The organism is Pseudomonas fluorescens, from assembly GCF_018614655.1.
GTDB lineage: Bacteria > Pseudomonadota > Gammaproteobacteria > Pseudomonadales > Pseudomonadaceae > Aquipseudomonas > Aquipseudomonas fluorescens_BX.
Map to the genome: position 1 here is coordinate 200,621 of NZ_JAGGOG010000014.1, position 22,757 is coordinate 223,377.

Sequence of the window (22,757 nt, forward strand, 5' to 3'; positions counted from 1 at the left end):
CTGTGATCCATGCTTTTCAGGATATTTTTATGATTCGTAAATGTTTGTTTCCCGCCGCTGGCTATGGCACGCGCTTCCTGCCGGCAACCAAAGCCATGCCCAAGGAAATGCTGCCGATCGTCAACAAGCCATTGATCCAGTACGCCGTAGAGGAAGCACGGGACGCCGGCCTGCAGCACATGGCAATCGTGACCGGGCGGGGCAAACGCGCACTGGAAGATCACTTCGACATCAGCTATGAGTTGGAGCATCAGATTCGTGGCACCGAAAAAGAAAAGTTCCTGGCCGGCACCCGCGAGCTGATTGAAACCTGCACCTTCTCTTACACCCGGCAGATCGAAATGAAGGGCCTGGGCCACGCGATTCTCAGCGGTCGCCCCTTGATCGGTGATGAACCCTTCGCCGTGGTGCTAGCGGATGACCTGTGCCTGAACCTGCAAGGGGATGGTGTGCTGGCGCAAATGATCCAGCTCTACAAGAAATACCGCTGCTCGATCGTGGCCATTCAGGAAGTGCCCCGGGACCAGACACACAAGTACGGCGTGATCGCCGGCGAATTGATCGCCGATGACGTCTACCGGGTCAGCAACATGGTTGAAAAGCCCAGCCCGGAAGACGCCCCGTCCAATCTGGCAATCATTGGCCGATACATCCTCACGCCCGATATCTTTGATCTGATCGCCGATACCCAGCCTGGCAAAGGTGGGGAGATCCAGATTACCGACGCCCTGATGAAGCTGGCGCAAAATGGCTGCGTTCTGGCCTACAAGTTCGACGGCCTGCGCTTCGACTGCGGCGGTGCAGAGGGCTACCTCGAAGCGACCAACTTCTGTTACGAGCACCTGTACCTCAAAGGCCTTTAAATCAGGTTGCTACCTCACTCATTGCTCACACGGCACAACGTCGCCCACTCTTCACTCAGGCAGGCCACTATGAACATTGCAAATCGCTCGGCAGACATTCAACTGGAGGTGGGTAACGTCGGGGCGATGGCCTGGTTGTCACTGTATCCGTCGTCGTCCTGCCCGACCAATACCTGGCTGGGCTCCATGCTGATGGTGGAGCGAATTGGGGTGTTCCCCTCCTCCGGGGAAATCCGTCGACCGATTCTCGACCCCGACTCCCTCATCGCCCACTTGAAGTTGGTGTACGCCCAACAGGCGCTGGATGTCGATGAGCGCAATGGGCTGAAAGTCATTTTCAGCGATTGGCGATTCCGTGCGCGCATCCCCGACAGCGATCCGGCCATTGTCATCACGGTGGAAACCCGTTGTGACCCCCAGCTGATGCCGCTCAAAACCGCTGAGCTGCTGGGTCAGCTGGAGCACTTCGAGAAAGGGCTGCGCTGAGTACTTACTGTCGCACCGCGCCGCAGGTGTCCTGCGGCGAAACCGCGTTATTACCGCCGACAATCAGGCGATAGATGTAGTCCGCTATCACCCGACCTCCCGACCCCGGGATAGGGTGAATGCTGTCCGGACCGATCATAGGGGTGGGCCCGCCACCAGCGTAGCGTTTAAAGTCGGCGCCGAATGCGCACTGCATATCGGCGTAACCAAGGTGTTCCGTGCGCGCCCAGGGCTCCAGGACCTTCCCGTACGCCGACATCGGATAGGCACTTGAACGTGTGGTGTCCTGACGCAGAATCAGGTTGATGCTCGCCGCCGGGTGAATCTCGCGCACCATCCGTACCAGGCCTTGAATGTTCTCCAGATACTGTTCGGGTTTCACGCCAAACCCTTGGTCATTGCCGCCCAGCATGATCAGGTAAATGTCCGCAGGAATCTTCGACACCACCGCTTTCCACTGAGCCTGCCACGGCTCATCCCTGTGGTAGAAATCCGCGGATGCCGCACCGGAAGCGGCGAGCTTGGACACTCTGACGCCACCCTCGTGATTGCTCAACCATAGGCCGAACAGGGTTGGCGCGCCTTTGAGCACCTCCAGTCTGAACGCCCACTCGGCGGTTTCAGGCCTGTCAGGCAGCGACACTTCCTGGACACCTGAACCGCCGATCTTCAATGAATGCCAAGTGCCTGAGTCTGCCCAGCGGTAGCGCACCTCATTGGACTGCCCGTTCCCCAGGTAAAGTAATTTCGCCTGGGCGATAGAGGTATCAACGGTCGTTGTCGGGCTGGCATCAATCTCCAGATAAGCACCGGGACGGCCCGTAATGGTACGGCTGTCGGGGCTTGCCTGGCCAAGACGGGACACGTCCCAACCACCGCCGAAGTACTTTTTGCTGCTTCGAGTGTATTTGTAGTGTGTACCGCCGAGCGCTGCGCCGTGGTTGAATCCGACATAACCTGGCCCGGCAAAACCCACCACTTTAGTGAGTCGCTGGACGAGTTTGTTCAGATAAAAGTCCTGTCCGGCACTGTAACTGTCACCGATCACCGAGATGGACAACACCTTCCCCGCCTTTCCTTCGCGCCATTGCTCAAACCGTTCGCGAGCATCACCCACTTCGATCACCGAAGCCGGTACAGGGCGCACATCATCGCCTGCAAACATGCGTCACTTCCTTCATCAGAACGATCATCAGGATCGTGGCACCGTAGCCACGGTAACCGGCGGCTTTTCACGTGCTGCTCGCTCACCCAGAAACAGAGTGGACGTGAGTGCGAACCGGCTGAAAATACTCGACAGCACCACCGGCCCCAGCAAGCCAAAAGCCACGCCACTGAGCACCAGAACACTTTCATCGCTGACACCCAGGCGCCCCAGCGCGAACCGCGAAGCGGCGGCAAACAAGACATGAAACAGGAAAATCGCGTAGGAATATCCGCCGAGCCAGATCAGCCATTGCACCCGCACGTTACTCGACAACAGCGCCACGCAAGACACACACCCCACCAGCAATCCCACCAGGCTCCGGCGATCGACAATCAACCCGCGATCCACCGCCGCCACATACAGCAGCACCAGCGATATCAACACGAACACCAGCGGCCCGATTACCTTGAGTGATCGCCTTATCTCGTTGACCTTTTCATGGCCAATCATTCCCATCACAAAAAACGGCAGCAGATAGACCGCACCATTGATGCCGAAAGCATCAACCGCAAAGGGCGGCAGCAGAAACACCACCGCCGCGAACCCCAGCAACAGGTACAGGCGCGTCGCTGTCTGCAACAGGCCACGCCACTCCAGCAGGCCGACAAACATAAAGATGATGAACACCGCCTGCAAAAACCAGAAGTGATTGACCGGCACATAGAACGACAATAACGCATCGATCAGACCCACCTCCTTGTTCACGCCGGGCCCGATCGCCTGCAACACCGAAAACGGAACCCCCACGCAAAACAACGGCACGATCAACCGTCTGACCTTACCAATAAAGTAGGCGGAAAAGTCATTGCCCCGGATTTTGTAGATGGAGTAGATGTAACCCGAAATAAAGGTGAACAACGGCATGCGCACGTACACCATGGAATCAGCGATCACCCGAAAAGGCGACCCCACGTCTATTTTCAAGCCGCCACCCAAGGGCCCTATCACGTGATAGAGCACCAGCAGCAGGCAGGCCAGACCGCGCAGGGTTTCGATCTCCAGCGACTTTTTCTTGATCGACATAAAGCACAAACCTCAGCTCAGGATTCTTGTTTCAACCAACTCAGGTTTCTTTGCGCGCAACTGCAACCCCAGGCCCATGAACAGCACCGGTACCACCATGGAAAAATGTCGGGCGAAGGAACCGAAGTCCGGTTCAAACAAGCCTTGCACCAGTAAAAAGGACAGGGGAATTGCGATCAGCTCTTTGACTTTGGTTTCAATACGCACGCCCTTGTAGTCGCTCGAGGTGATCATTTTGAACATCAGCAACGAGGTCATCATCATCAACACCACAAAGATGACCTGGCCCAGGCCGGAGAGCAGGATCAACTCCGCGGGAAACGACAGGCGGAAAAAGATAATTAGAGAATCCAGCGCTTGCGACACGAAATCACCGCCACTGAGCCAGGACACAATCAGCGACTTCGACCCCTCCTCGCCCGCCGTGCGTAGCTCATTGTTACTGGCGCGGATCGACGACACCGAATAACCGACGACCAGTTGAATCGCCGTGGCGACCGCCAGGTAAAACAGGAACAGCATCAGGAAGAAGGTGAGTCGAGACACGTACTTCTTCATGACACACACGCCAATCCAGGCCAGTGAAAACAATATCCAGTAAGGCCGGATCAACACGCCGTAAACCAGCGCAGAGAAGAAAAACCCTCCGCGGTACCGCCTGGAAAACGAGAACAGCAAAATGGCAATCATCGCCACCGATACAATGATTTCCTTGGTCAGGTTTTCGAGGAAAAACGAGCGGACCACGCCCCACAAACACAGGATCAGGAATATCGTCAGTGGCATACGCCTGAAAATAAACACAGGGACTGCCGTCAGGAACAGATTGCACGCCATCCCGTAGGCCCAGGCATTGGTCAGGTTGATGCCAGTGGGTCGCAGCAGATACGCCGAGCATTCGTAGGAAGACCGGTCTGGCGAGAAGGGATTCCAGAAGTTGCAGTTGTCGGCTCGAGCGTAGGACGACCACAACGTCATGGCGTCGGGGCCAGGATCCCGGTGCATCAGAAGCGGCATGGCAACAGACAGAAACAGGCCACTGAACAGAATCAGGAACGAAATCGACGAGTCGAGTTTTCTGCCGCGAAACTCAATAGAGGGTAATTTCAACGCCATTACACCGTCACCTTCGTTCGGACACACCGGGTCAACAAGGCGATAACGCCGAGCTGCACGGCGATCGAAAAGACATTCCCCCAGGCGGCACCATAAATCGAGTAGTGCTTGATCAGCACGTAACTGACCGGCAGGGAAACCAGCAGGCAGATGGCCGCGCTGGCGAGTGACACCCGACTGTTTTTCGACGCGACAAGACCGCCCCAGACGATGTCGCCGACGGCGCGCAAGGCAAAGGAAAAGATCAGCACGCCGAGGATTTTGTTATCCGGACGCGGCACCGTCGCACCGACATAATCGAGCACGACATTGAAGAACAGATAAATCATCACCGCCACGATGACTGACACCACAAGGGCACGCGTCACCCACTGATTCATGAACAATTGCCGGACTGTCAGCGCCTGCTGGTCATTCTGATAGCGCTTGGCGAGTGCAGGGACCCCCACCACCACGACCACGGCGTAGGAAAGTGCTTGCAAGGTGTTGGCTACGGACCAGACGTAGACGTACTTGCCCAGGCTCGCGTAGGGCTCAATGTCGAGAATCAGAAAGCGCTCGGCGTACTGACTCAATGCAATCAAGCCAGTGCCCAGATAAAACGGCAATCCGGCTTTCCAGACCGAGGCGGTGGTGAGGGCACCTGCCACCCTCCCGCTATGAACGTTCACCACAATCAGGTAACCGACAACCATCACCAGCACATTGGCCGCCACCCACAACCACAACACACTGGTGATGCTGGACACCCAGCCCAGCAGCATCCCGCCCAAGGCCAGCAGCGCCCAGAGCCCGGTTTTGATGAAGTACAGCATCGCGCCCCACGTGGCTTTCTGGGCGGAAAATACAAAGGAGTTTATTTCGAAAGACAGGTGCTCGGTGAGCAGCACAAGTGTCACACACACGATCAGCGCGGCCCCCGCCTCGACCTCCTGGAACAGCGAATAGACCGTCACCGTCACCACCGACAAAACAGTCCCCGCAGCCAGGTACAAGAGCAGGACCTTATCCACGACCCAGCGCGAACTGCCGCCGACGCTGATCAGCCGATTGATTTCGGAACTGAACCCGACGCTGTAAAACTTCGACGCAATCAAAGACGCGGCCACCACCACGCCGTAGAAGCCCAACGCGTCGTACCCCAAGTAATGGGTAATGGCCAATACCAGCAGAAATTTCGCGCCTAAAGCTCCGCCCCGGAGCAATAGCCGAAATATCATCGAACGATACCCTTGATGATCCCGTCCATGACCAACGTCTTGGCTTCGATCTCCTTGCAGGTATTCGTCAACTGCTGACCAAATCGGGACAATGCATTCGGTGCGTAAACCGTATCGATGATGGTGTCGACATTGATATCGCCGCCATTGATCACCCAGTCTTCCACGCCCATGTCCTGATAGGCGCCAAAGCCCTTGCGCTCATAACTGATATGGAACGCAGGAACGCCCGCCAGCAGCGACTCGATGGCACCATGCAACCTGACGGAAATAACCAGATCCGGCTGATATTTGGCCAGGGTTGCCTTCAATGGCAACAAGGCTTCGGTAATGCCCAGCTCTCGATAGAACGCGCCGTCATCGTTGCCACGCACAGCACTTTGCACCGCGCAGACTACTTTGCTCTTGTTCTTCAACCGCTGTAGCAGGAGCTTCAAGTTAGCCACGTAACCGGCTTTCTTTTCCTTGCTCCACGCCGGCGGTTTGCGCAGCACCACGCAGACCACCGCTGGCGAAGACGCGCAACGAGTGAACTTGGGCTGCATGAGAATCTTGCTGGCCAATGCCTGCACCGCGAGATCAGGTGCACGGTAGACATTTTCATGGGCACCGAAAATCTCCGACGACCTGTTGTCCCGGACAAAAACGGCATCGGCATGGGCGTAATGCCCGACTATCTTGCTGCTCTCACCATGGAAAGGACCGATGCTTTGCGGCAGGTACACCGACGGCACTTTGCTAAGAATCGCCGTTTCCAGTTGCTTGGCGTGCCCCAGTTTCAACTTGATATGTTCAAAAGCACTTTTAGAGCGCATGTAACCGCCGCCTACCCCGACGATCAAGTCACTTGAACTCAATAGCTGCGCGAGGCCGGCGTAGGACTGATCAAGGAACAGCGCTTGCTTGACCCGCCCCAGCCCCTTGGCGGCCATCACCGGCGCGTCATAGCGTTTGTAAGGCAAGTAACTGAATGACTTCGGGTCGGAGGCCACCACGTTGATTGCAGTGTCCGGACCAAAGTTTCGCAGCACCAGGGCGATTGCCAGATCCACGAGCAGGCCATCACCGGAGTTGGAGGCGCTGTAGCCATGCAAAATAGTTACGTTCATGAGCTGATTTCTACTGAGTAAGAGGGAGCGGAATACACGTCATAGGTTTGCCTGATCATCAACGTGGCACTGAACCGCTCGCGAACCACTTTGCGACCTTGGGTTCCGAGGTCCAGCAACCCGGGCTTCTCGATATTCACCAACAGGTCGGTCAATGCCTGGTGATCACCCGCAGGGAAGATGTAGCCGGTCACCTCATGGGTGACCAACTCAGGCAAGGACGTGCAGTCACTGGCAATCACAGGCAGCCCCATGGCCATACCTTCCAGAGGCACCATGGCAAAGCCTTCCCAGCGACTTGGAACAATCAGGGCATCCGCCGCTTGATAAAGCGCATTCACTTCAGCCGGCGTCACCCACGGCACGTATTCGACCCCGTCCATTACCGGGCAGTCGACGGTGTCTTCATTGACTGCACTGCCAACCACCGTCAGTTTCAGATCTGTGCGTCGGACCCCGGCAAACGCCTTGAGCAAGACATCGAACCCCTTCTGATAGTCGAGCCGACCCACAAAGAGCAGATGAATCGGACCTTGGCCATTGGTCTTCGGCTCATCACCTTTGTAGTGAATACCGTTGTAGATCAACTTCATACGGTGTCGATCGATACCAAACGTCGCAGCGGTATCCAATTCGTACTGGCTGACACAAATGATCACGTCCGTGACTTTCTGCAAGAGCCGCTCAATCAACGAATAGATTTTCTGTTTGGCTGGCGAACTCTCCATCAGAAACGAAAAGGCATGAGGGCAGTAAATAATCTTTGGCGAGCGCCATGGCCGCAGGATCAGGCACACACAACGGCCAATGACCCCGGAAAAGGTGCTGTGCAAGTGCACCACATGTGGTTTTTCCTTGAGAATCACACGGGCCATTTTCCAGGCGAATCGCAGCAGCGACAGCGCATCTCGTTTGGTTCTGAAGAAGGTTCTGACCTGTTGCTCATCAATGCCGTGCAACTCTTTTTTCTGATCGTGCGGGATCAAATAGACCAGTTCATAGTTCGAAGCCTCGCCCTCAGGTGGAGCCGATATCGTCCGAATAACGGTAGCAACGCCACCTTTAATCGTTTCGGCCACATGCAGTATTTTTTTCACAATCCACCCATTTTCATGCAGGTAATGACAATCGCCGAATCAAGACTTATCGGACGCATACTCGTAGTTGTAACCGCCATTGCCGTAGTAGCTCGCTGTACGCTTCTCGACGCCATTGAAAACGGCGCCCTTCAACTGAATGCCGTTCTGGGCAAATCGACGAATCGTCAATTCGATCTCTTTGGCAGGGTTCACACCAAAGCGGGCGACGATCAAACTGATCGCCGCTTCACGACCGACGATCGCGGCGTCGGTCACAGCCAATAGCGGCGGCGTATCGATGATCACCACGTCATACAGCTCACTGAGTTGCACCAGCAGCTCACGGAAGTTCGCATGCATCAACAGCTCTGACGGGTTGGGCGGGACCTGTCCACGACTGATGAAATGCAGGTTATCGATCTCGGTTTGATGAACCCCCTGCTCCAGGCTGCAGCGCTTGACCAAAAGGTCCGAGAGACCATTGGCGATCGGCGTGTTGAACGTCTTGTGCAAATGCCCTTTGCGCATATCCGCATCGATCAGTACAACCTTTTGTCCGCTTTGCGCCATGACGGCCGCAAGGTTGGAAGAGACAAAGGTTTTACCCACCTCCGGGCTTGGGCCGGAAATCATGATCCGGTTGTTGGTCGAATCCAGCCCCGCGAAATGCAGACAAGTGCGCAAACTACGGATCGACTCGATAGACAAGTCTGTCGGGTTACGTAAGGCCAACAGAGAAGCCTGCTTGCACGACTCGTCACTCAAGCGGAATTTTTTACCATCCTCTTCCTGTTGCAGTGCGCTGTATGGAATTGACGCATACACCGGCAACCCGAGTTGCTCGATGGCCTCCGGCCCCTCCAATCCTCGACTCAGGGATTTACGTACAAGCACCAGGGCGACGCCGATAAAAGCCCCGAGGAAGGTCGCGATCAGAATGATCAGGGCTTTGCGCGGCTTGACCGGCGTGGTCTTGTCGACATCTGCAGTGTCAATGAGACGAACATTGCCCACCGCGCCGGCCCTGACGATGTCCAGTTCCTGGGATTTGTTCAGTAACTGCGTGTAGATCTGCGACGCCACTTCCACGTCGCGGGTCAGGTTCAGCAACTCCTGTTGCGTGGCGGGCAGGTCCTGAACCTTGCTCTCCAGACTCTGCTGTTGGTGAGTCAATTCTCCAATCTGCGTCATCAAAGCGCGATAGACCGGATGCTGTTTGGTGAACTTGCGATCAAGCTCCGCCTGTTGCAGCTTCAACTCCGAAATGCGCGTGTCCAGGCCGACGATCTGCTCCAGCACCGATTGGGTTTCGAGCGAAATATTGACTGTCTTGCCGCGGGTTTGATAGGCGTTGAGCGCATCGCTGGCCTTGATGAGATCGCTCTTGACTTGCGGCAGTTGGGCTTGCAGAAAATCCAGACTTTGCGCCGCTTCGGCCGACGTGCGCTCCACGTTTTGCTGCACATACAACATGGCGATTTTATTGAGAATCTTCACCGCCTTGGCGTAGTCAGTGCTGGCCAGGGCCAGGCCAATGATGCCCGACTCCTTACCTTGCTCGGAAACATCCAGCACATCCTGATAATCAAGGATGGTGACGATTCTTGGATTACGCACCACTTCAAAACGGGTACCGGGATTGGCCGCCATATTGGCGATCAGCCCCTGCACGCCATTTTGCGCAAACCCTTCGCCAACGACGCCGTCCACCAACAGGTTGTCGTTGTCATCGAAAAGCTTGAATCGATGCTGTTCGGCGGCCACCAGCGTGAGTTTCTTGCCCAACAGTTCTTCCGGCAGATTGAGCTGCCCGATCTCTAGGCGCTCACCTCCCCAGGCGTAACTGCTCAGGCCGAAAACAGGTGCCGCTACAGAGTCGCCCACATAGCGTCGGGCAAGAAACCCGCCAATGAGCGGGAACGTGTTAGGCGTAACTTTGATATCAAGGTGCAGATCATCGACGGTTTTGCCGATCACCGCTCGAGACTTGATGATGCCAATCTCGGTCACCGATGGAGATTGTCCATTGAGCATACTGTTGAGATCGGAGAAACCGAGCATGTCGTTCTTTTTGGGTTCGACCTGAACCAATGCGTTCGCCAGATACACAGGCGTCGACAAAATCGCATAGGCAACGCCGGCTACCATAAATGCGCCGGTGAACGCGCCTATTAACCATTTCCGATCAATTAAAGAGCCTAATATACCGAGAAGATCAATATCATCTCGCTCGCTGTCTCGGGTGCCGACTACTGACGGTAATTGCATAAGTTAGTTCTTACCATTTACTTGATCTGAAAATTATTCATCAATGCCCGAGGCGCTGCGCCCATGAGCAAACAGCATCTTCAATCAATGCATGGGCATGAATAAAAGCTGCTTTTCCTTGACGATAGGGATCCTGTATTTCCCGATCACCCTGCCACTTTCCTAGAAGAAACACTTTACCCCTGGCGTGCGATGCAATCTTCAGCACTTGTTTTACATGCTCTTTTTCCATGACCAGAATCAGGTCTGATTCATTAACGATGTCCGGGGTAATTTGCCGCGCTTTAAACGCTTGCGCGCTATGACCACGCGCTTCCAGAACCTGGCGCGCCGCAGGCTCCATGGACTCGCCAACACGAGCGGAAAGGCCCGCTGAGGTCACTGCGATGGTTGAAGTTGCCAGCGCTTCACGCAACAGCATCTCTGCTGTAGGACTTCGGCAAATATTGCCAACGCAGACGACAAGAATATTTCTGAACAAGGCAACGCTTCCCGTGTAATGTCGAATCAACCAATGCGTGGCGGGGATTTGAGTGAACCGATGGGTCCATCCCGCACTCAGAAACGGATCAGCCTTGTAAATACAAGCGTACTAAGTACCACGACACCTAAAAACCACCCAACCAGAATAACCGGACCAAAAATAACGCTGACTTTCTAACAATCGATGCCTGACAAAAAATAACATTTGCGCACTTCGTAACCTTGCAGGTCATCAAACTAATGGCATTAACAAACCAATGCCCACGTTATTTCCAGCTCGACTTGAGGAAACCCGACATGAACTCATCACCTTTCAAACGGCTTGCCGCTTCGACGCTGCTCATGCTCAGTGCCGCCAGTCAGGTTCACGCCAGCGAACTGTTCCCCGCCCTGTCGGCCAACAAGACCATCGGCGTCCAGGTCAAGATCCAGAGTTTCACTTCTGCCGATGCCGAGAAGATCAAAGCGTCGGGGTTCGGGTTCGTGCGTTTTGGTATATGGACGAACAGCTTGGGCGGCTCGGCGTATCAAAAGCAGATCAGCGATGCCTTCGCCGCCGCCAAATCGGCCGAATTACCGGTACTGATGACCGTTCGCTCAACCAAGGCGCTGACAACCACACCCGGCAACGCCAGCGAGCTTGCGGCTGCGGGAGAACTGTTCGCCAACTCGGTGTTTGCACTGGAGCAGTCCTACAGTGCGCAACTGGTCGCCATTGAAATATGGAATGAACCGGACCTGGAAAAGTATTGGCCGACCCGCAACTTCGATACGACCTTTGTTCCGTTCATGAGCGCTGTGTGCCATTCGCTGGGACAAAAAGCGCAAACGACACCGCTGATCGGCTTTGGCTTCGCGAAAGCGCCGAGCCCGGGAAGCGCGTCCACAGTGGCGCTGAACAAGATTGTCAGTGATTACCCCAAATGCCTCAGCGCGATTTCCTATCATCCCTATAGCTTGTCCGGTGCCCAGATCAACAATGCCCAAGCGTTCATTCAGCAGAACTTTCACCTACCGGGGGTTATCAGCGAATGGGGCGCGCCGTCACTCAGCTCCAATGGCGGGACCGAAGGGCAAGCCAGTAAAGTCCACACGTTCATCTCCGATGTCAAAAAGCTGAACATCCCACTGACCTCCCTTTATGAGTGGAAGAACAGTGATTCGGGCGGCAACGATCGGGAGAAGAATTTCGGCCTGCGGACTTCCGATGGCCAATCGAAACCGGCAGAAACGGCCGCCAAGGCACTACTAATGCCACAATAGGATGAATACGACACGCACCTTGGCTGGGCAATAGCTCAGGCGCGAGATCCGGCCATGGGAGCGTCAACGGTCAGTTGCTTTGAACCTGTGCCCCGGTTTGGCATCGTATTTACCGATACCGCGCCTCGCCATTCAAACAGCCGTTTTGCGGATGTTGCCGCTGAGGCCATCGATACGCACACACGCCCTTGAGTGGCTGTCAGCGCTCGGGTAATGTCATCAGACCCACAGGACAGAGCACGCCCATGACTTCCAAGCTGGAACAACTTAAACAAATCACTACTGTCGTTGCCGATACCGGCGATTTTGAAGCTATCGCTCGCGTCAAGCCGGTGGATGCCACCACCAACCCGTCGCTGCTGCTCAAGGCGGCGTCGATCCCGGCTTATGCCAAGCTGCTGGACGAGTGCGTTGCCGACTGCAACGGTGATGTCGGCCTGGCCAGCGACCGTTTTGCGGTCGCGGTCGGGCAAGAAATCCTGAAAGTGGTCCCTGGCCGCATTTCCACTGAAGTAGATGCCCGCCTGTCGTTTGACACCGATGCCGTGCTCAAGCGTGCGCATCGCCTGATCGACCTGTACGAAAAGGCCGGTATTGGTCGTGATCGTGTACTGATCAAGATCGCTTCCACCTGGGAAGGCATCCGTGCCGCCGAGACGCTGGAAAAAGAAGGCATCCAGACCAACCTGACGCTGCTGTTCTCCTTTGCCCAGGCCGTGGCTTGCGCCGAAGCGGGTGTGTTCCTGATTTCGCCGTTCGTGGGCCGTATCTACGACTGGTACAAAAAGGCCAATGGCAACGACTACGCCGGCGCCGATGATCCGGGCGTGCAGTCGGTGACGCGCATCTACAACTACTACAAGGCCAATGGCTACAAGACCGTGGTGATGGGTGCGAGCTTCCGCAACCTGAGCCAGATCGAGCAGTTGGCCGGTTGTGACCGCCTGACCATCAGCCCGGACCTGCTGGAGAAACTGGCGGCCGACAATGGCAAGCTGGAGCGCAAGCTGGCACCAGGCCAGGCAGGCGAAGCTCGCGTCCACATGACTGAAGCGCAGTTCCGTTGGGAATCCAACGAAGATGCGATGGCCACCGAGAAGCTGGCCGAGGGCATTCGTCAGTTCGCCCGCGACCAGGAAAAACTCGAAGCGCTGTTGACCGCCAAGCTCTAAAAACGGGCCACGGCAAAAAGGGCGGTACCTTTCACAGGTACCGCCCTTTTTCATGCCTTGCCCTTTTTACAAAGGCGGCGGGGAAATCAATGCCGCTCCAGCGCATTCACCAGGTCGTGGAACGCCTCGCGGTTGGAGTCGTTCAAGCCCATCAGGATCTTGTGGGCTTCCAGCACCTTGACCCGTACCACTTCCTCGGATTGATCCTGGGAAGGCAGGTCGCTCAGGCATTCCGGGCACGGGATCGGGCGGTCAACGATGTTGAACACTTGATCGAAGCCCATGGACTGCAGCAGCCGGGTGATGTCTTCGTGGGTGGTGACGACGGTCGGCAGCAGTCCGACCTTCTGCCGAGACAGAATGGACAACTTGGCCAACAGCCCAAGGGTGGTGCTATCGATGCTGCGGGTTTCGGTCAGATCAATCACAATCGCCGAGAAGTTCAACGCTGTGAAAATCCGCTCAATCGTCGCATCCAGCGCCGAACACAAGGTCAGGCGCACTTCACCGACAAACTTCAGGACAAAAGTCCCGTCTTGCTCGGCGAATTGGATTCTTCCGGTACTCATCAAAGATTCCTGCTCAACACCAATAGGGCGATATCATCCGGCATCTCCCCTAGCGTGGCCAATCCAAAAACCTGCCGCAGGCCATCCAGGCTGCCGCCCGCCGACCTGACCCGTTGGGGTAAGGCGGCCTCTTTCTCTTTGAGTGTAGGCTCTGGCAAAAGGTCCAGGATACCGTCGGACATCAGCGTCAGGCTGAAGGTCGGCGGCAACTCCAGGATGTGGTCTTCGTAGGTGGCTTCATTGAACAAGCCCACTGGCAAACCACGCCCTTCCAGATAACGCACACTGTCTGGAGTGTATAAAACCGGCAATGGCAGGTGACCGCCAATGCTGTAGGTCAAAAGACCGGTTTCTTCATCAATCACGCCGCCCACCATCGTCACGTGCTTGCCCAGCTTACAGCTGATCAGGCCCCGGTTGATGTGGCCCAGCACTTGCGAGGGAGTGAACTCCGGCAAGGTGCCGTTGCGTTTGGATTCGAACAACAGCCGTGTAGTCATGAATTTCAACAACACGGTCACGAATGCAGAGGATGCGCCATGGCCGGAAACGTCGGCCAGGTAGAACGCGACACGTCGCTCATCAACGCGGAAGTAGTCGACGAAATCACCCGACAGGTACAGCGACGGGATGATCTGGTGGGCAAACTGGAACTCGTCGATGGTCCAGGGACTGACCGGCAGCATGTTCATCTGCACCTGGCGACCGGCGTTCTGGTCTTCCTGGAGCAGGTTCAGGCTGGCTTCGAGTTCACGGTTGGCAGTTTCCAGCTTTTCACGGTAGCGCTGGTTTTCCAGCAGCAGGCGTGCACGATCCAGGGCACGACGCACCGAGTGCTCCAGCACCGCCAGGTCTTCCAGAGGCTTGATCAGGTAATCGGCGGCGCCCAGGCGCAAGGCCTCGACCGCGTCGTTCATCACCCCGGCACCGGACACGACAATCACCGGCGTCTGCGGGGCGATATCGGTCACTTGGCGGATCAGCTCGAGGCCGCCCACCTGAGGCATGCGCAGGTCGCAGATAACCAGGTCGGGCTTGTCGCGCTCGAACACCTGGAGACCCTGGAGGCCGTTGCTGGCCTGCAGGACGCTGAAGCCACTGTCTTCCAAATAGGCCGCGAGACTCGCGCGCACTACTTCGTCGTCATCGATTATCAGCAGCGTGGCACTGGTTTTTTGCATGTGGGCAAACGGCGCCAGAATTAGGTTGGCGTAGGCAGCCAGGCAAAGGCCGGACTCACACTACTGGATTCGCTTTCTAGCCTCTCTGTCCTACAAAGTGCGAGCTTTTTGCCCACGCACAAAAGTAAACCAGAGGTGCCCTTCTAAGGCGCAGACGGTACTCCCATCCGCCAGGGGTTTCAAGCTCATGCCGATGGTCGCCGGGCGTCTTTACACCGCAAATCACCGGGAGTTATAAGAACAGACAAAACCACAACGCAATGTAAGGATGGAACCTGTGAGCGAACATGAGCGCGACTACGCTGAAAAACGCGATTTCATCCGTATGCGGGTGGATGCCCAAGTCTCTCTGATCCACGCCGGGCAGGTGATTGCCGCGGTATGTGTCGATCTTTCGGGCTCGGGCATGCAGGTACAGACACCCAAGCGATTCAAGGTCGCAGATCGATTAAGTGTCCGCATAGAGTCGGATCACGCTGCACTCAAGGGTCTGAACGCCGAAACCGAAGTGGTGTGGGTGGCCGATCAAGACGATGGCGGGCAAAAGCTGGGCCTGTCGATCTTGAAGATGAACTGAAATCAATGCACACAAAAAAGGCGACCAAGGTCGCCTTTTTCATTTAAGAGCCTAAGCCTTAAAAATCATCCACTACCTTGCCATCCTTGACCTTGAACTCGCGGTTCTGCAGGTAGGCGTTGCGGATGAAGGTGTACTTGTCGCCGCTGATCAGCTTCTCGCTCGACAGCAAGCTGGCGCGGGTGTCGACGATGTTCAAGCCCATGACGCTGTTGCGTAAGGAAACATCGTCCATGTAGCGGTACGGTTGGGTATAGCTGTCCACATACTTGGACGGCGCGTCACGCAAAGTACTTGGGCCCAGCAATGGCAGCATCACGTAAGGACCACTGCCGACACCCCAGTAGCCCAAGGTCTGACCAAAGTCTTCATCGCTACGATGCAGCCCCATTTTGGTGCCTACATCAACGAAGCCCAACACACCGAATGTGGTGTTTACCAGCAAACGCGCCGTGTCCACGCCAGCGTTATAAGGCTTGAGCTGCAGGATATTGTTGGCCAGGTTGCCGACATCGCCGATATTGCGGAAGAAGTTGTGGATGCCATCTTCGACAAATTGCGGGGTGATCCATTCATAGCCTTGAGCCAAAGGCTTGAGCGCGTAGGTATCAACGGTGTCGTTGAAGGTGAAGATCGGACGGTTGACGCTTTCCCATGGATCGTCTTCCGAAGCCGCCTGGGCAACGAAAGGCACCAGCAGGATACTGGCACACACGGACAACTGAGCGAGGCATTGGCTCCAGCGCATAGCTTGAACTCCTTGAATGGTCTGTCATGGGCGCTATGCCCTGAATGAAGGGTGTCAGTATATGACGGAAGCGCCAGATAAGGCAGTCTCGAGGAAATTTCGTTCCGCTTATATACAAAATTCCTACAATCAGAATCAACTGTCATCAGCCTGTCATCGCCCTCCGATAGCGTCACAGCTATTTTCAGGGACGTCGAAATGCCTCACGCCGAGATTGCTGTCGCCAGTGCCCCGTCTTTGACTGCCGTACTGTTCGGCTTGAGTGGCTGCCTGGTAGATTTTGGTTCCCTGGCCCGCAATAACGCCACGCCCTCCCCAGATCCCCACGCCACGCCCGGAGCCTTGAAGATCCTGCGCAGCCTGGAAGAACATGGCATTCCCTGTGCCTGGCTGGACGAACTGCCGGGCGCCGTTTCCACGGCCTTGGCTGCCGGGCTGCCACGCTGGGTCAACGCGACACCTCCCTCCTCCACCCGCTGGCCGGCGCCCCACGCCTGCTGGCAGGCTTTGATGGCGTTGAACATTGAGCGCCTGGAAGGCTGTGTATTAGTCAGCGGTGAACCGCGCCTGCTGCAATCAGGGCTCAACGCCGGGCTATGGACGATCGGCCTGGCCTCTTGCGGTTCGCTGTGCGGGCTTTCTCCTGCGCAATGGCAGGCGCTGAGCCAGCAGGAGCGGGAGCGCAAGCGCGCCAAGGCGACCATGGCACTGTATGGGCTGGGGGTGCATTCGGTGATCGATCACCTGGGCGAACTGGAAACGTGCCTGGCAGACATCAGCCTGCGGCAACTCAAGGGTGAGAAGCCCTGATCGAGATCATGCACAACAGCCATGAGTGGATTAATCTACAGGTCAGTTCATAGACCTTTATCGGCGTGCCGCGGTCTATGCCAGTGCCTATCGATAAAAGGAAGAACGCCATGCCTGCCCGCGAACAGTTGCAAGAACAGGTCAAATTATTGCGCGAGCAATTGGAACAGAATCCGTTGATGCTTCCTGAGAAACGTGAAGAACTGGAAACATTGATTGCTGAGCTTGAAGTTCAGGAGCCGTTGGAAGGCGCCATCCAGGATCCAAGCATCGCCGACGGCGTGAACCTGGCAGTGGAACGCTTTGAGCTGGACCACCCAGGCATTGCCGGGACCTTGCGCAACATTGTGCAGACCCTGGGCAATATCGGGATCTGATAACAAAAGCCCCGCTATCGAGCGGGGCCTTTTGTTTTACTGACGGGCCAGACGCAGGTTCTGGAACGCCACCTCTTCCGTGCTGCGATACGGGTTGATATCCAGGCCGCCACGGCGCACATAACGCGCATACACCGTCAACTTTTCCGGTTTCAACAAGCGTTGCAGGTCCAGGAAAATCCGCTCCACGCATTGCTCGTGGAAGTCAGAGTGCTGACGGAAGCTCACCAGATACTCCAGCAAACTGGCATGATCCAGCGCCGAACCACGGTACTCCACCGCCACACTGCCCCAATCAGGCTGACTGGTCACCGGGCAGTTGGATTTAAGCAGATGACTGTGAACGCTCTCCTCCACCACGCGAGACTCATCACAACGCAGCAGTTCGGGACGCGGATGCTCATAATTGCTGACGCTGATATCCAGATCATCAATGCACACGCCCGGCAGCGATACCACGCCTTCGGCTTCAACCTCAGCCAAATGGCGGATTCGCACGCCCACCGGCTTGCCGGCAGCGGCGCTCAGGTCGGTGCGCAACGTCGCTTCAAGGCTTTGGGTCTCGGCAAACGGCGTCTGGTTCAGCGAGTTGAGATACAGCTTGAAAGATTTGGACTCGATGATGTTCGGCGAGTCGGCCGGGATGCTGAACTCACCGATGGCCACCACCGGCTTGCCGGACGGCAGCAACCAGGACAATTCGAAGCAGTTCCAGAAATCCACGCCTTTATACGGCAGGGTCTCGGCGCTCAGGCCCAGTTCGGCCCACTTGGCCGCGCGCGGTATCGGAAACAGCAACGATGGGGTGTAGGTGCAGATGTATTCACTGGACTTGCCCAGCGGCGAATGTTCGGCTGCGGGATGCATGGCGGAAACCTGGCTAAAGAAACCCCGCCAGTCTACCAGCCTTTGTTCCCGCCCTTAAGTTATGCCGTCTTGAACTTCAGGTAGTTCCACTTGAACATCCCGTAGCAGCTGTCGAGCCTTGGCGAGGCTGCGTAGGCCGCACTGCTGCTCCCAAACCGAGTTACTCCCTACGCAGCCTCGCCAAGGCTCGACAGCTGCTACGGGGTCAGGGGGCAACGGTCAGCTTGCCCACCATCCCCGCCTGATAGTGCCCGGGGATGTTGCAGGCAAACTCCAGGGCGCCAGCCTTGCTGAAGGTCCAGATCAGTTCGGCGGTTTTGCCCGGCTCTACCAGTACGCTGTTAGGGTCATCGTGTTTCATCCCGCCCATATCACCATGCCCCATGGCGCTGTGGTCCATATCGCCCATCTTCATGCCCGTCGGGGTGAGCATCCCACTGGACTGCATCTTGAGCATTTCCTGCTGATGACTGGCGTGCATCGCCGCGTCACCGAGGTTGAATTCGTGGAGCAACTGACCTTTGTTGATCAGCACAAAACGCACGGTCTCGCCGGCTTTTACGTCGAGGGACTTTGGAGAAAAGGAAATGTCCTGCAGCAGCACTTCCACGGTACGCGTGGCTTTGGCGGCAGGTGCGGCCTCACCGAAAGCAAAGGTTTCGGCCGGAGAAGCCAGCACCGGTACACTCAACACCAGCAGGCAACCTGCCAACAACCAGGGTTTACGCAAAAACATGGTCACTCTCCAAAAGGTTTCGAATCAGCCTGTGGGAAACTCTAATGATGCGTCGCTGCCAGCCAGCTGACTGTTAGATTACAACTTTGTCAGGTTGGACCTGCACCCTGGCACCCACGGTATAAAGCCTGCTGTTACCCGTTGCCATGAGCCGCCCATGAAACTGCTGATCGTCGAAGACCAACCGAAAACCGGCCATTACCTGCGCCAGGGCCTGGCCGAAGCCGGGTTTAACACCGAACTGGCGGCCGACGGCACCACCGGTCAGCATCTGGCGCTGACCGGCGGCTACGACTTGTTGATCCTGGATGTGATGCTGCCAGGCCGCGACGGCTGGCAAATTCTTCAGGCGGTGCGCAGTGCCGGCATGGACATACCGGTGCTGTTCCTGACGGCGCGGGATGCAGTGGAAGATCGCGTACACGGCCTGGAACTGGGCGCCGACGACTACCTGGTCAAGCCCTTCGCGTTTTCCGAACTGCTGGCCCGAGTGCGCAGCCTGTTGCGCCGTGGCGGCAGTGCCCCTCAGGAAACCAGCCTGCAACTGGCCGACCTGCGCCTGGACCTGATTCGCCGGCGAGTGGAACGCAGCGGCCAGCGCATCGACCTCACTGCCAAGGAGTTTTCCCTGCTGGAAATGCTGCTGCGCCGCCAGGGCGAGGTGCTGCCCAAATCGCTGATTGCTTCCCAGGTCTGGGACATGAATTTCGACAGCGACACCAACATCATCGAAGTGGCAATCCGCCGTCTGCGACTGAAAGTCGATGACAGCTTCCCCAACAAGCTGATTCATACCGTGCGCGGCATGGGTTACGTGCTTGAAGAGCGCTTCTGCTGATGAGGCGAATATCCCTGGCCAGCCGTTTGGCGTTGCTGTTTGCCGCCTGTACCGCGGTGGTCTCGCTGCTGGCGGGAGTACTGTTCAATCGCGCCAGCGAGGCCCACTTCATCGAATTGGACCAGCAATTACTCGACGGCAAGCTGGTGACACTGCGCAATGTCTTGCAAGGCGTCGACACACTCTCGTTGTTTACCCAGCGTGAGGGCCAGCTACGCGAAGAACTCCGTCATCAGCCAGATCTGGCCTTGCGGATCAGCGCAATGGAGGGTCAACACTGGTTCGACAGTGCACCGGACATTACCTTGCCTTCAAACGCCGGCCTGCACAGTCTGCAAAGCACCGGAACGGACTACCGCGTGTACAACGCACCTTTGGTAGCGGGCAAGACAAGCTCCCCGCAATTAAGCCTGATACTCGACATCACCCACCACCAACACTTCCTGGAACGCATGCAGCGCCTGATCTGGCTGACCGTCGGCCTCTCGGCCCTGGCCACGGCATTGCTGGGGGCCTGGGCAGCCCGCAGTGGGTTGCGCCCGTTGCGCCGTATGAGTGAGGTAGCCGCCGGCGTATCCGTGCACTCCCTGACCCAGCGCCTGCCCCAGGAACAGATGCCACCGGAGCTGGCGGAACTGGCCCAAGCGTTCAACGCCATGCTCGGCCGGCTGGATGACGCCTTTCAGCGCCTCTCAGCGTTCTCCGCTGACATTGCCCATGAACTGCGCACGCCCCTGTCGAACCTGCTGACCCATACGCAAGTCATCCTGACCCAGCCCCGCCCGCTCGAAGATTACCGCGAGGCGTTGCACAGTAATCTGGAAGAGCTGCAATGGATGGCGCAACTGGTCAATGACATGTTGTACCTGGCCAAGGCCGATCACGGCTTGTTGATTCCCAAGCGCGAGCCATTGGTATTGGCGGACGAGGCAGATGCGTTGTTGGAGTTCTTTGCCCCATTGGCAGAAGACGCCCAGGTGAACATGACCCGGAAAGGCAGTGCCGGCACCCTCGGTGACCGCAGCATGCTGCGCCGGGCGCTTTCCAATCTGCTGGATAATGCGCTGCGCTTTACGCCGCAAGGTGGGGAAGTCAGCGTGAGGATTGTTGACGAGACACAAGGCGTGAAGCTGAGCGTGGAAAATACCGGGGAAGGCATTCCGCAGACGTTACTGCCAAGGTTGTTTGACCGGTTCTACCGGGCGGACCCAGCGCGACATGAAGGTAGCAGCGAGCATGCGGGGCTGGGGTTGGCGATTACCCAGTCGATTGTACGGGCTCATGGCGGGACGATTCGGTGTGAGTCGGGGGCGGGATGGACTAGGTTTGTGATTGAGTTGCCGCAGGGGCATTGATGCAAGCTGTACCGACCCCTTCGCGAGCAAGCCCGCTCCCACATTTTTGACCGCATTCGCCTTGAATGTACTCGGTCAAAAATGTGGGAGCGGGCTTGCTCGCGAAGGCGGTCTTAAGCTTTACGAATACCTGAGGGCATGCGCCGGCTCGATCTTCGCCGCCCGATACGCCGGATAAATCGTCGCCAGGAAGCTCAACACAAACCCGGCGGTGCAAATCAGCAACACATCCCCACCTTGCAGCTCCGACGGCAGGTTACTGACAAAATACACATCCGAACTGAAGATATGCTGCCCGGTCACCCGCTCCAGCCAGCCCACCAGTTCACTGACGTTCAGCGCCGCAATCACACCAAGCACACCGCCGATCAACGTACCGACAATGCCGATCACCGTGCCCTGAACGATGAAGATCGCCATGATCTGCCGTGGCGTGGCGCCGATGGTACGCAGGATCGCGATATCTGCGCCCTTGTCGTTCACCACCATGATCAAGGTGGCGATGATATTGAACGCGGCGACGGCGACGATCATCAGCAACAGCAGGCCGATCATGGTCTTTTCCATCTTCATCGCGCTGAACAGACTGCCCTGGGTGTGGGTCCAGTCATCCGCCTTGTAGTCTGCGCCCAGGCTGCTGGCGATGTCCGCCGAGACTTTCGGCGCCGCATACAGGTCCTTCACCGCCAGACGCACGCTTTGTACCTGGTTTGGCTGCCAGTGCTGCATCTGTGCGGCATCAGCGACGTTGATCAACGCCATGGAGCCATCCAGTTCGGCACCGACCTTGAACACCCCGACTACGTTCAAGCGTTGCATACGCGGGGTGATGCCCCCGGGAGCGCTACTGATTTCCGGGACGATCAGGGTCAGCTTGTCACCGACATTCAGACGGAAACGCCGCGCAGTGATCTCACCGACCACCACACCAAACTCACCGGCTTTCAGGTCTTCAAGGCTGCCCTGGACGATATGCTGGGCAACAATTGACACCTTGCCCTCCTGGGCCGGATCGACACCGCTGATCTCGATCGGCTGCATCGCGCCCTTATAGGAGAACATGCCATCCATCTGGGTGAACGGCACGGCGGCAGTCACTTCCGGATTTTTCAGCGCAGCGGCGGCCACCGGCTGCCAATCATTGATCGGATTGACGCCCACGATGGTGGCGTGCGGCACCATGCCGAGGATGCGTGAGCTCATTTCCCGCTGGAAACCGTTCATCACCGACAACACCACAATCATCGACAACACCCCCAGAGCGAGGCCGATCATCGAGGTCATCGAGATAAACGAAACAAAACGGTTACGGCGCTTGGCGCGGGTATAGCGCGTGCCGATGAAAATCGATAACGGTCTGAACATTCGCGGGCACCGTTGAAAAAATAGAAAACCCGGTGCCATGCACCG

23 protein-coding genes are annotated in these 22,757 nt (G+C 56.8%); 9 read left to right on the forward strand and 14 right to left on the reverse strand.

Translation table 11 applies throughout. The features are described from left to right. Nucleotides 1-29: 29 nt before the first annotated feature. Both galU and J7E41_RS14875 read left to right on the forward strand, forming a co-directional pair. Nucleotides 30-863 (forward strand): UTP--glucose-1-phosphate uridylyltransferase GalU, encoded by an 834-nt coding sequence (gene galU, locus J7E41_RS14870; protein WP_214993934.1) that lies wholly within the window; start codon nt 30-32, stop codon nt 861-863. A gap of 69 nt (nt 864-932) precedes the next feature. Further along, nucleotides 933-1,349 (forward strand): mannose-1-phosphate guanylyltransferase, encoded by a 417-nt coding sequence (locus J7E41_RS14875; protein ID WP_214993936.1) that lies wholly within the window; start codon nt 933-935, stop codon nt 1,347-1,349. Between the two features lie 4 nt (nt 1,350-1,353). Here J7E41_RS14875 and J7E41_RS14880 read toward each other — a convergent pair whose 3' ends face one another. Genes J7E41_RS14880 through J7E41_RS14915 form a run of 8 tightly spaced genes read right to left on the reverse strand, consistent with a single transcriptional unit; the run spans nt 1,354 to nt 10,852 of the window. Further along, nucleotides 1,354-2,514 carry an SGNH/GDSL hydrolase family protein gene (locus J7E41_RS14880; protein ID WP_214993937.1) on the reverse strand — a complete coding sequence of 387 codons (1,161 nt, stop codon included), beginning with the start codon at nt 2,512-2,514 and terminating at the stop codon, nt 1,354-1,356. Nucleotides 2,515-2,541: 27 nt separating this feature from the next. Next, nucleotides 2,542-3,579 carry an acyltransferase family protein gene (locus tag J7E41_RS14885; RefSeq protein WP_214993938.1) on the reverse strand — a complete coding sequence of 346 codons (1,038 nt, stop codon included), beginning with the start codon at nt 3,577-3,579 and terminating at the stop codon, nt 2,542-2,544. Nucleotides 3,580-3,591: 12 nt separating this feature from the next. Further along, nucleotides 3,592-4,695: a hypothetical protein gene (locus J7E41_RS14890; protein ID WP_214993939.1), complete on the reverse strand. Its 1,104-nt coding sequence runs from the start codon at nt 4,693-4,695 to the stop codon at nt 3,592-3,594. After that, nucleotides 4,695-5,915 (reverse strand): phosphoribosylaminoimidazole carboxylase, encoded by a 1,221-nt coding sequence (locus J7E41_RS14895; protein ID WP_214993940.1) that lies wholly within the window; start codon nt 5,913-5,915, stop codon nt 4,695-4,697. Before J7E41_RS14895 ends, J7E41_RS14890 begins: the two co-directional genes overlap by 1 nt. After that, nucleotides 5,912-7,024 (reverse strand): polysaccharide pyruvyl transferase family protein, encoded by a 1,113-nt coding sequence (locus tag J7E41_RS14900; RefSeq protein WP_214993941.1) that lies wholly within the window; start codon nt 7,022-7,024, stop codon nt 5,912-5,914. The genes J7E41_RS14895 and J7E41_RS14900 overlap by 4 nt, the downstream gene beginning before the upstream one ends. After that, complete coding sequence (locus J7E41_RS14905; RefSeq protein WP_214993943.1) at nt 7,021-8,121, reverse strand: glycosyltransferase; 1,101 nt, start codon at nt 8,119-8,121, stop codon at nt 7,021-7,023. The genes J7E41_RS14900 and J7E41_RS14905 overlap by 4 nt, the downstream gene beginning before the upstream one ends. Nucleotides 8,122-8,160: 39 nt before the next feature. Further along, nucleotides 8,161-10,371, reverse strand: a complete 2,211-nt coding sequence (locus J7E41_RS14910) for a polysaccharide biosynthesis tyrosine autokinase (protein WP_214993945.1) — start codon at nt 10,369-10,371, stop codon at nt 8,161-8,163. A 40-nt stretch (nt 10,372-10,411) separates the two neighbouring features. Next, nucleotides 10,412-10,852 (reverse strand): low molecular weight protein-tyrosine-phosphatase, encoded by a 441-nt coding sequence (locus J7E41_RS14915; RefSeq protein ID WP_214993947.1) that lies wholly within the window; start codon nt 10,850-10,852, stop codon nt 10,412-10,414. A gap of 299 nt (nt 10,853-11,151) precedes the next feature. On the opposite strand from J7E41_RS14915, the gene J7E41_RS14920 reads away from it, so the two are divergent. Continuing rightward, entirely contained in the window at nt 11,152-12,117 is a 966-nt protein-coding gene (locus J7E41_RS14920) for a glycosyl hydrolase family 5 (protein ID WP_214994200.1), read from the forward strand. 245 nt (nt 12,118-12,362) lie between these two features. Continuing rightward, nucleotides 12,363-13,289 carry a transaldolase gene (tal, locus tag J7E41_RS14925; protein WP_214993948.1) on the forward strand — a complete coding sequence of 309 codons (927 nt, stop codon included), beginning with the start codon at nt 12,363-12,365 and terminating at the stop codon, nt 13,287-13,289. Between the two features lie 86 nt (nt 13,290-13,375). Here the strand turns inward: tal and rssC are convergent, their stop codons facing one another. Further along, complete coding sequence (rssC, locus tag J7E41_RS14930; RefSeq protein WP_214993949.1) at nt 13,376-13,858, reverse strand: anti-sigma factor antagonist RssC; 483 nt, start codon at nt 13,856-13,858, stop codon at nt 13,376-13,378. Next, the gene (gene rssB / locus J7E41_RS14935; protein ID WP_155582987.1) at nt 13,858-15,039 is read right to left on the reverse strand and encodes a two-component system response regulator RssB; all 1,182 of its coding nucleotides are present in this window, start codon (nt 15,037-15,039) and stop codon (nt 13,858-13,860) included. The genes rssC and rssB overlap by 1 nt, the downstream gene beginning before the upstream one ends. Before the next feature lie 277 nt (nt 15,040-15,316). On the opposite strand from rssB, the gene J7E41_RS14940 reads away from it, so the two are divergent. Next, a complete protein-coding gene (locus J7E41_RS14940) occupies nt 15,317-15,616 on the forward strand; it encodes a PilZ domain-containing protein (protein WP_214993950.1) in 300 nt (99 codons plus the stop codon). A 58-nt stretch (nt 15,617-15,674) separates the two neighbouring features. Here J7E41_RS14940 and J7E41_RS14945 read toward each other — a convergent pair whose 3' ends face one another. Continuing rightward, nucleotides 15,675-16,364, reverse strand: coding sequence for an MlaA family lipoprotein (locus tag J7E41_RS14945; RefSeq protein ID WP_214993951.1), 690 nt, complete (start codon nt 16,362-16,364; stop codon nt 15,675-15,677). A gap of 198 nt (nt 16,365-16,562) precedes the next feature. Here J7E41_RS14945 and J7E41_RS14950 point away from each other — a divergent pair, with 198 nt between their 5' ends. Together J7E41_RS14950 and J7E41_RS14955 are read left to right on the forward strand one after the other, a co-directional pair. After that, complete coding sequence (locus J7E41_RS14950; RefSeq protein WP_214993953.1) at nt 16,563-17,174, forward strand: HAD family phosphatase; 612 nt, start codon at nt 16,563-16,565, stop codon at nt 17,172-17,174. 110 nt (nt 17,175-17,284) lie between these two features. Further along, complete coding sequence (locus J7E41_RS14955; protein WP_214993955.1) at nt 17,285-17,551, forward strand: DUF4404 family protein; 267 nt, start codon at nt 17,285-17,287, stop codon at nt 17,549-17,551. Nucleotides 17,552-17,587: 36 nt separating this feature from the next. Here the strand turns inward: J7E41_RS14955 and queF are convergent, their stop codons facing one another. Then, on the reverse strand, nt 17,588-18,418 hold the full coding sequence (gene queF / locus J7E41_RS14960; RefSeq protein ID WP_214993956.1) for an NADPH-dependent 7-cyano-7-deazaguanine reductase QueF: 831 nt from the start codon (nt 18,416-18,418) through the stop codon (nt 17,588-17,590). A 205-nt stretch (nt 18,419-18,623) separates the two neighbouring features. After that, on the reverse strand, nt 18,624-19,154 hold the full coding sequence (gene copI, locus J7E41_RS14965) for a copper-resistant cuproprotein CopI (RefSeq protein WP_214993959.1): 531 nt from the start codon (nt 19,152-19,154) through the stop codon (nt 18,624-18,626). Between the two features lie 157 nt (nt 19,155-19,311). Here copI and J7E41_RS14970 point away from each other — a divergent pair, with 157 nt between their 5' ends. Then, a complete protein-coding gene (locus J7E41_RS14970) occupies nt 19,312-19,992 on the forward strand; it encodes a heavy metal response regulator transcription factor (protein ID WP_214993961.1) in 681 nt (226 codons plus the stop codon). Next, nucleotides 19,992-21,347 (forward strand): heavy metal sensor histidine kinase, encoded by a 1,356-nt coding sequence (locus J7E41_RS14975; RefSeq protein WP_285229504.1) that lies wholly within the window; start codon nt 19,992-19,994, stop codon nt 21,345-21,347. Before J7E41_RS14970 ends, J7E41_RS14975 begins: the two co-directional genes overlap by 1 nt. A 120-nt stretch (nt 21,348-21,467) precedes the next feature. Here J7E41_RS14975 and J7E41_RS14980 read toward each other — a convergent pair whose 3' ends face one another. After that, nucleotides 21,468-22,712: a lipoprotein-releasing ABC transporter permease subunit gene (locus J7E41_RS14980; RefSeq protein WP_214993963.1), complete on the reverse strand. Its 1,245-nt coding sequence runs from the start codon at nt 22,710-22,712 to the stop codon at nt 21,468-21,470. Between the last annotated feature and the right edge of the window lie 45 nt (nt 22,713-22,757).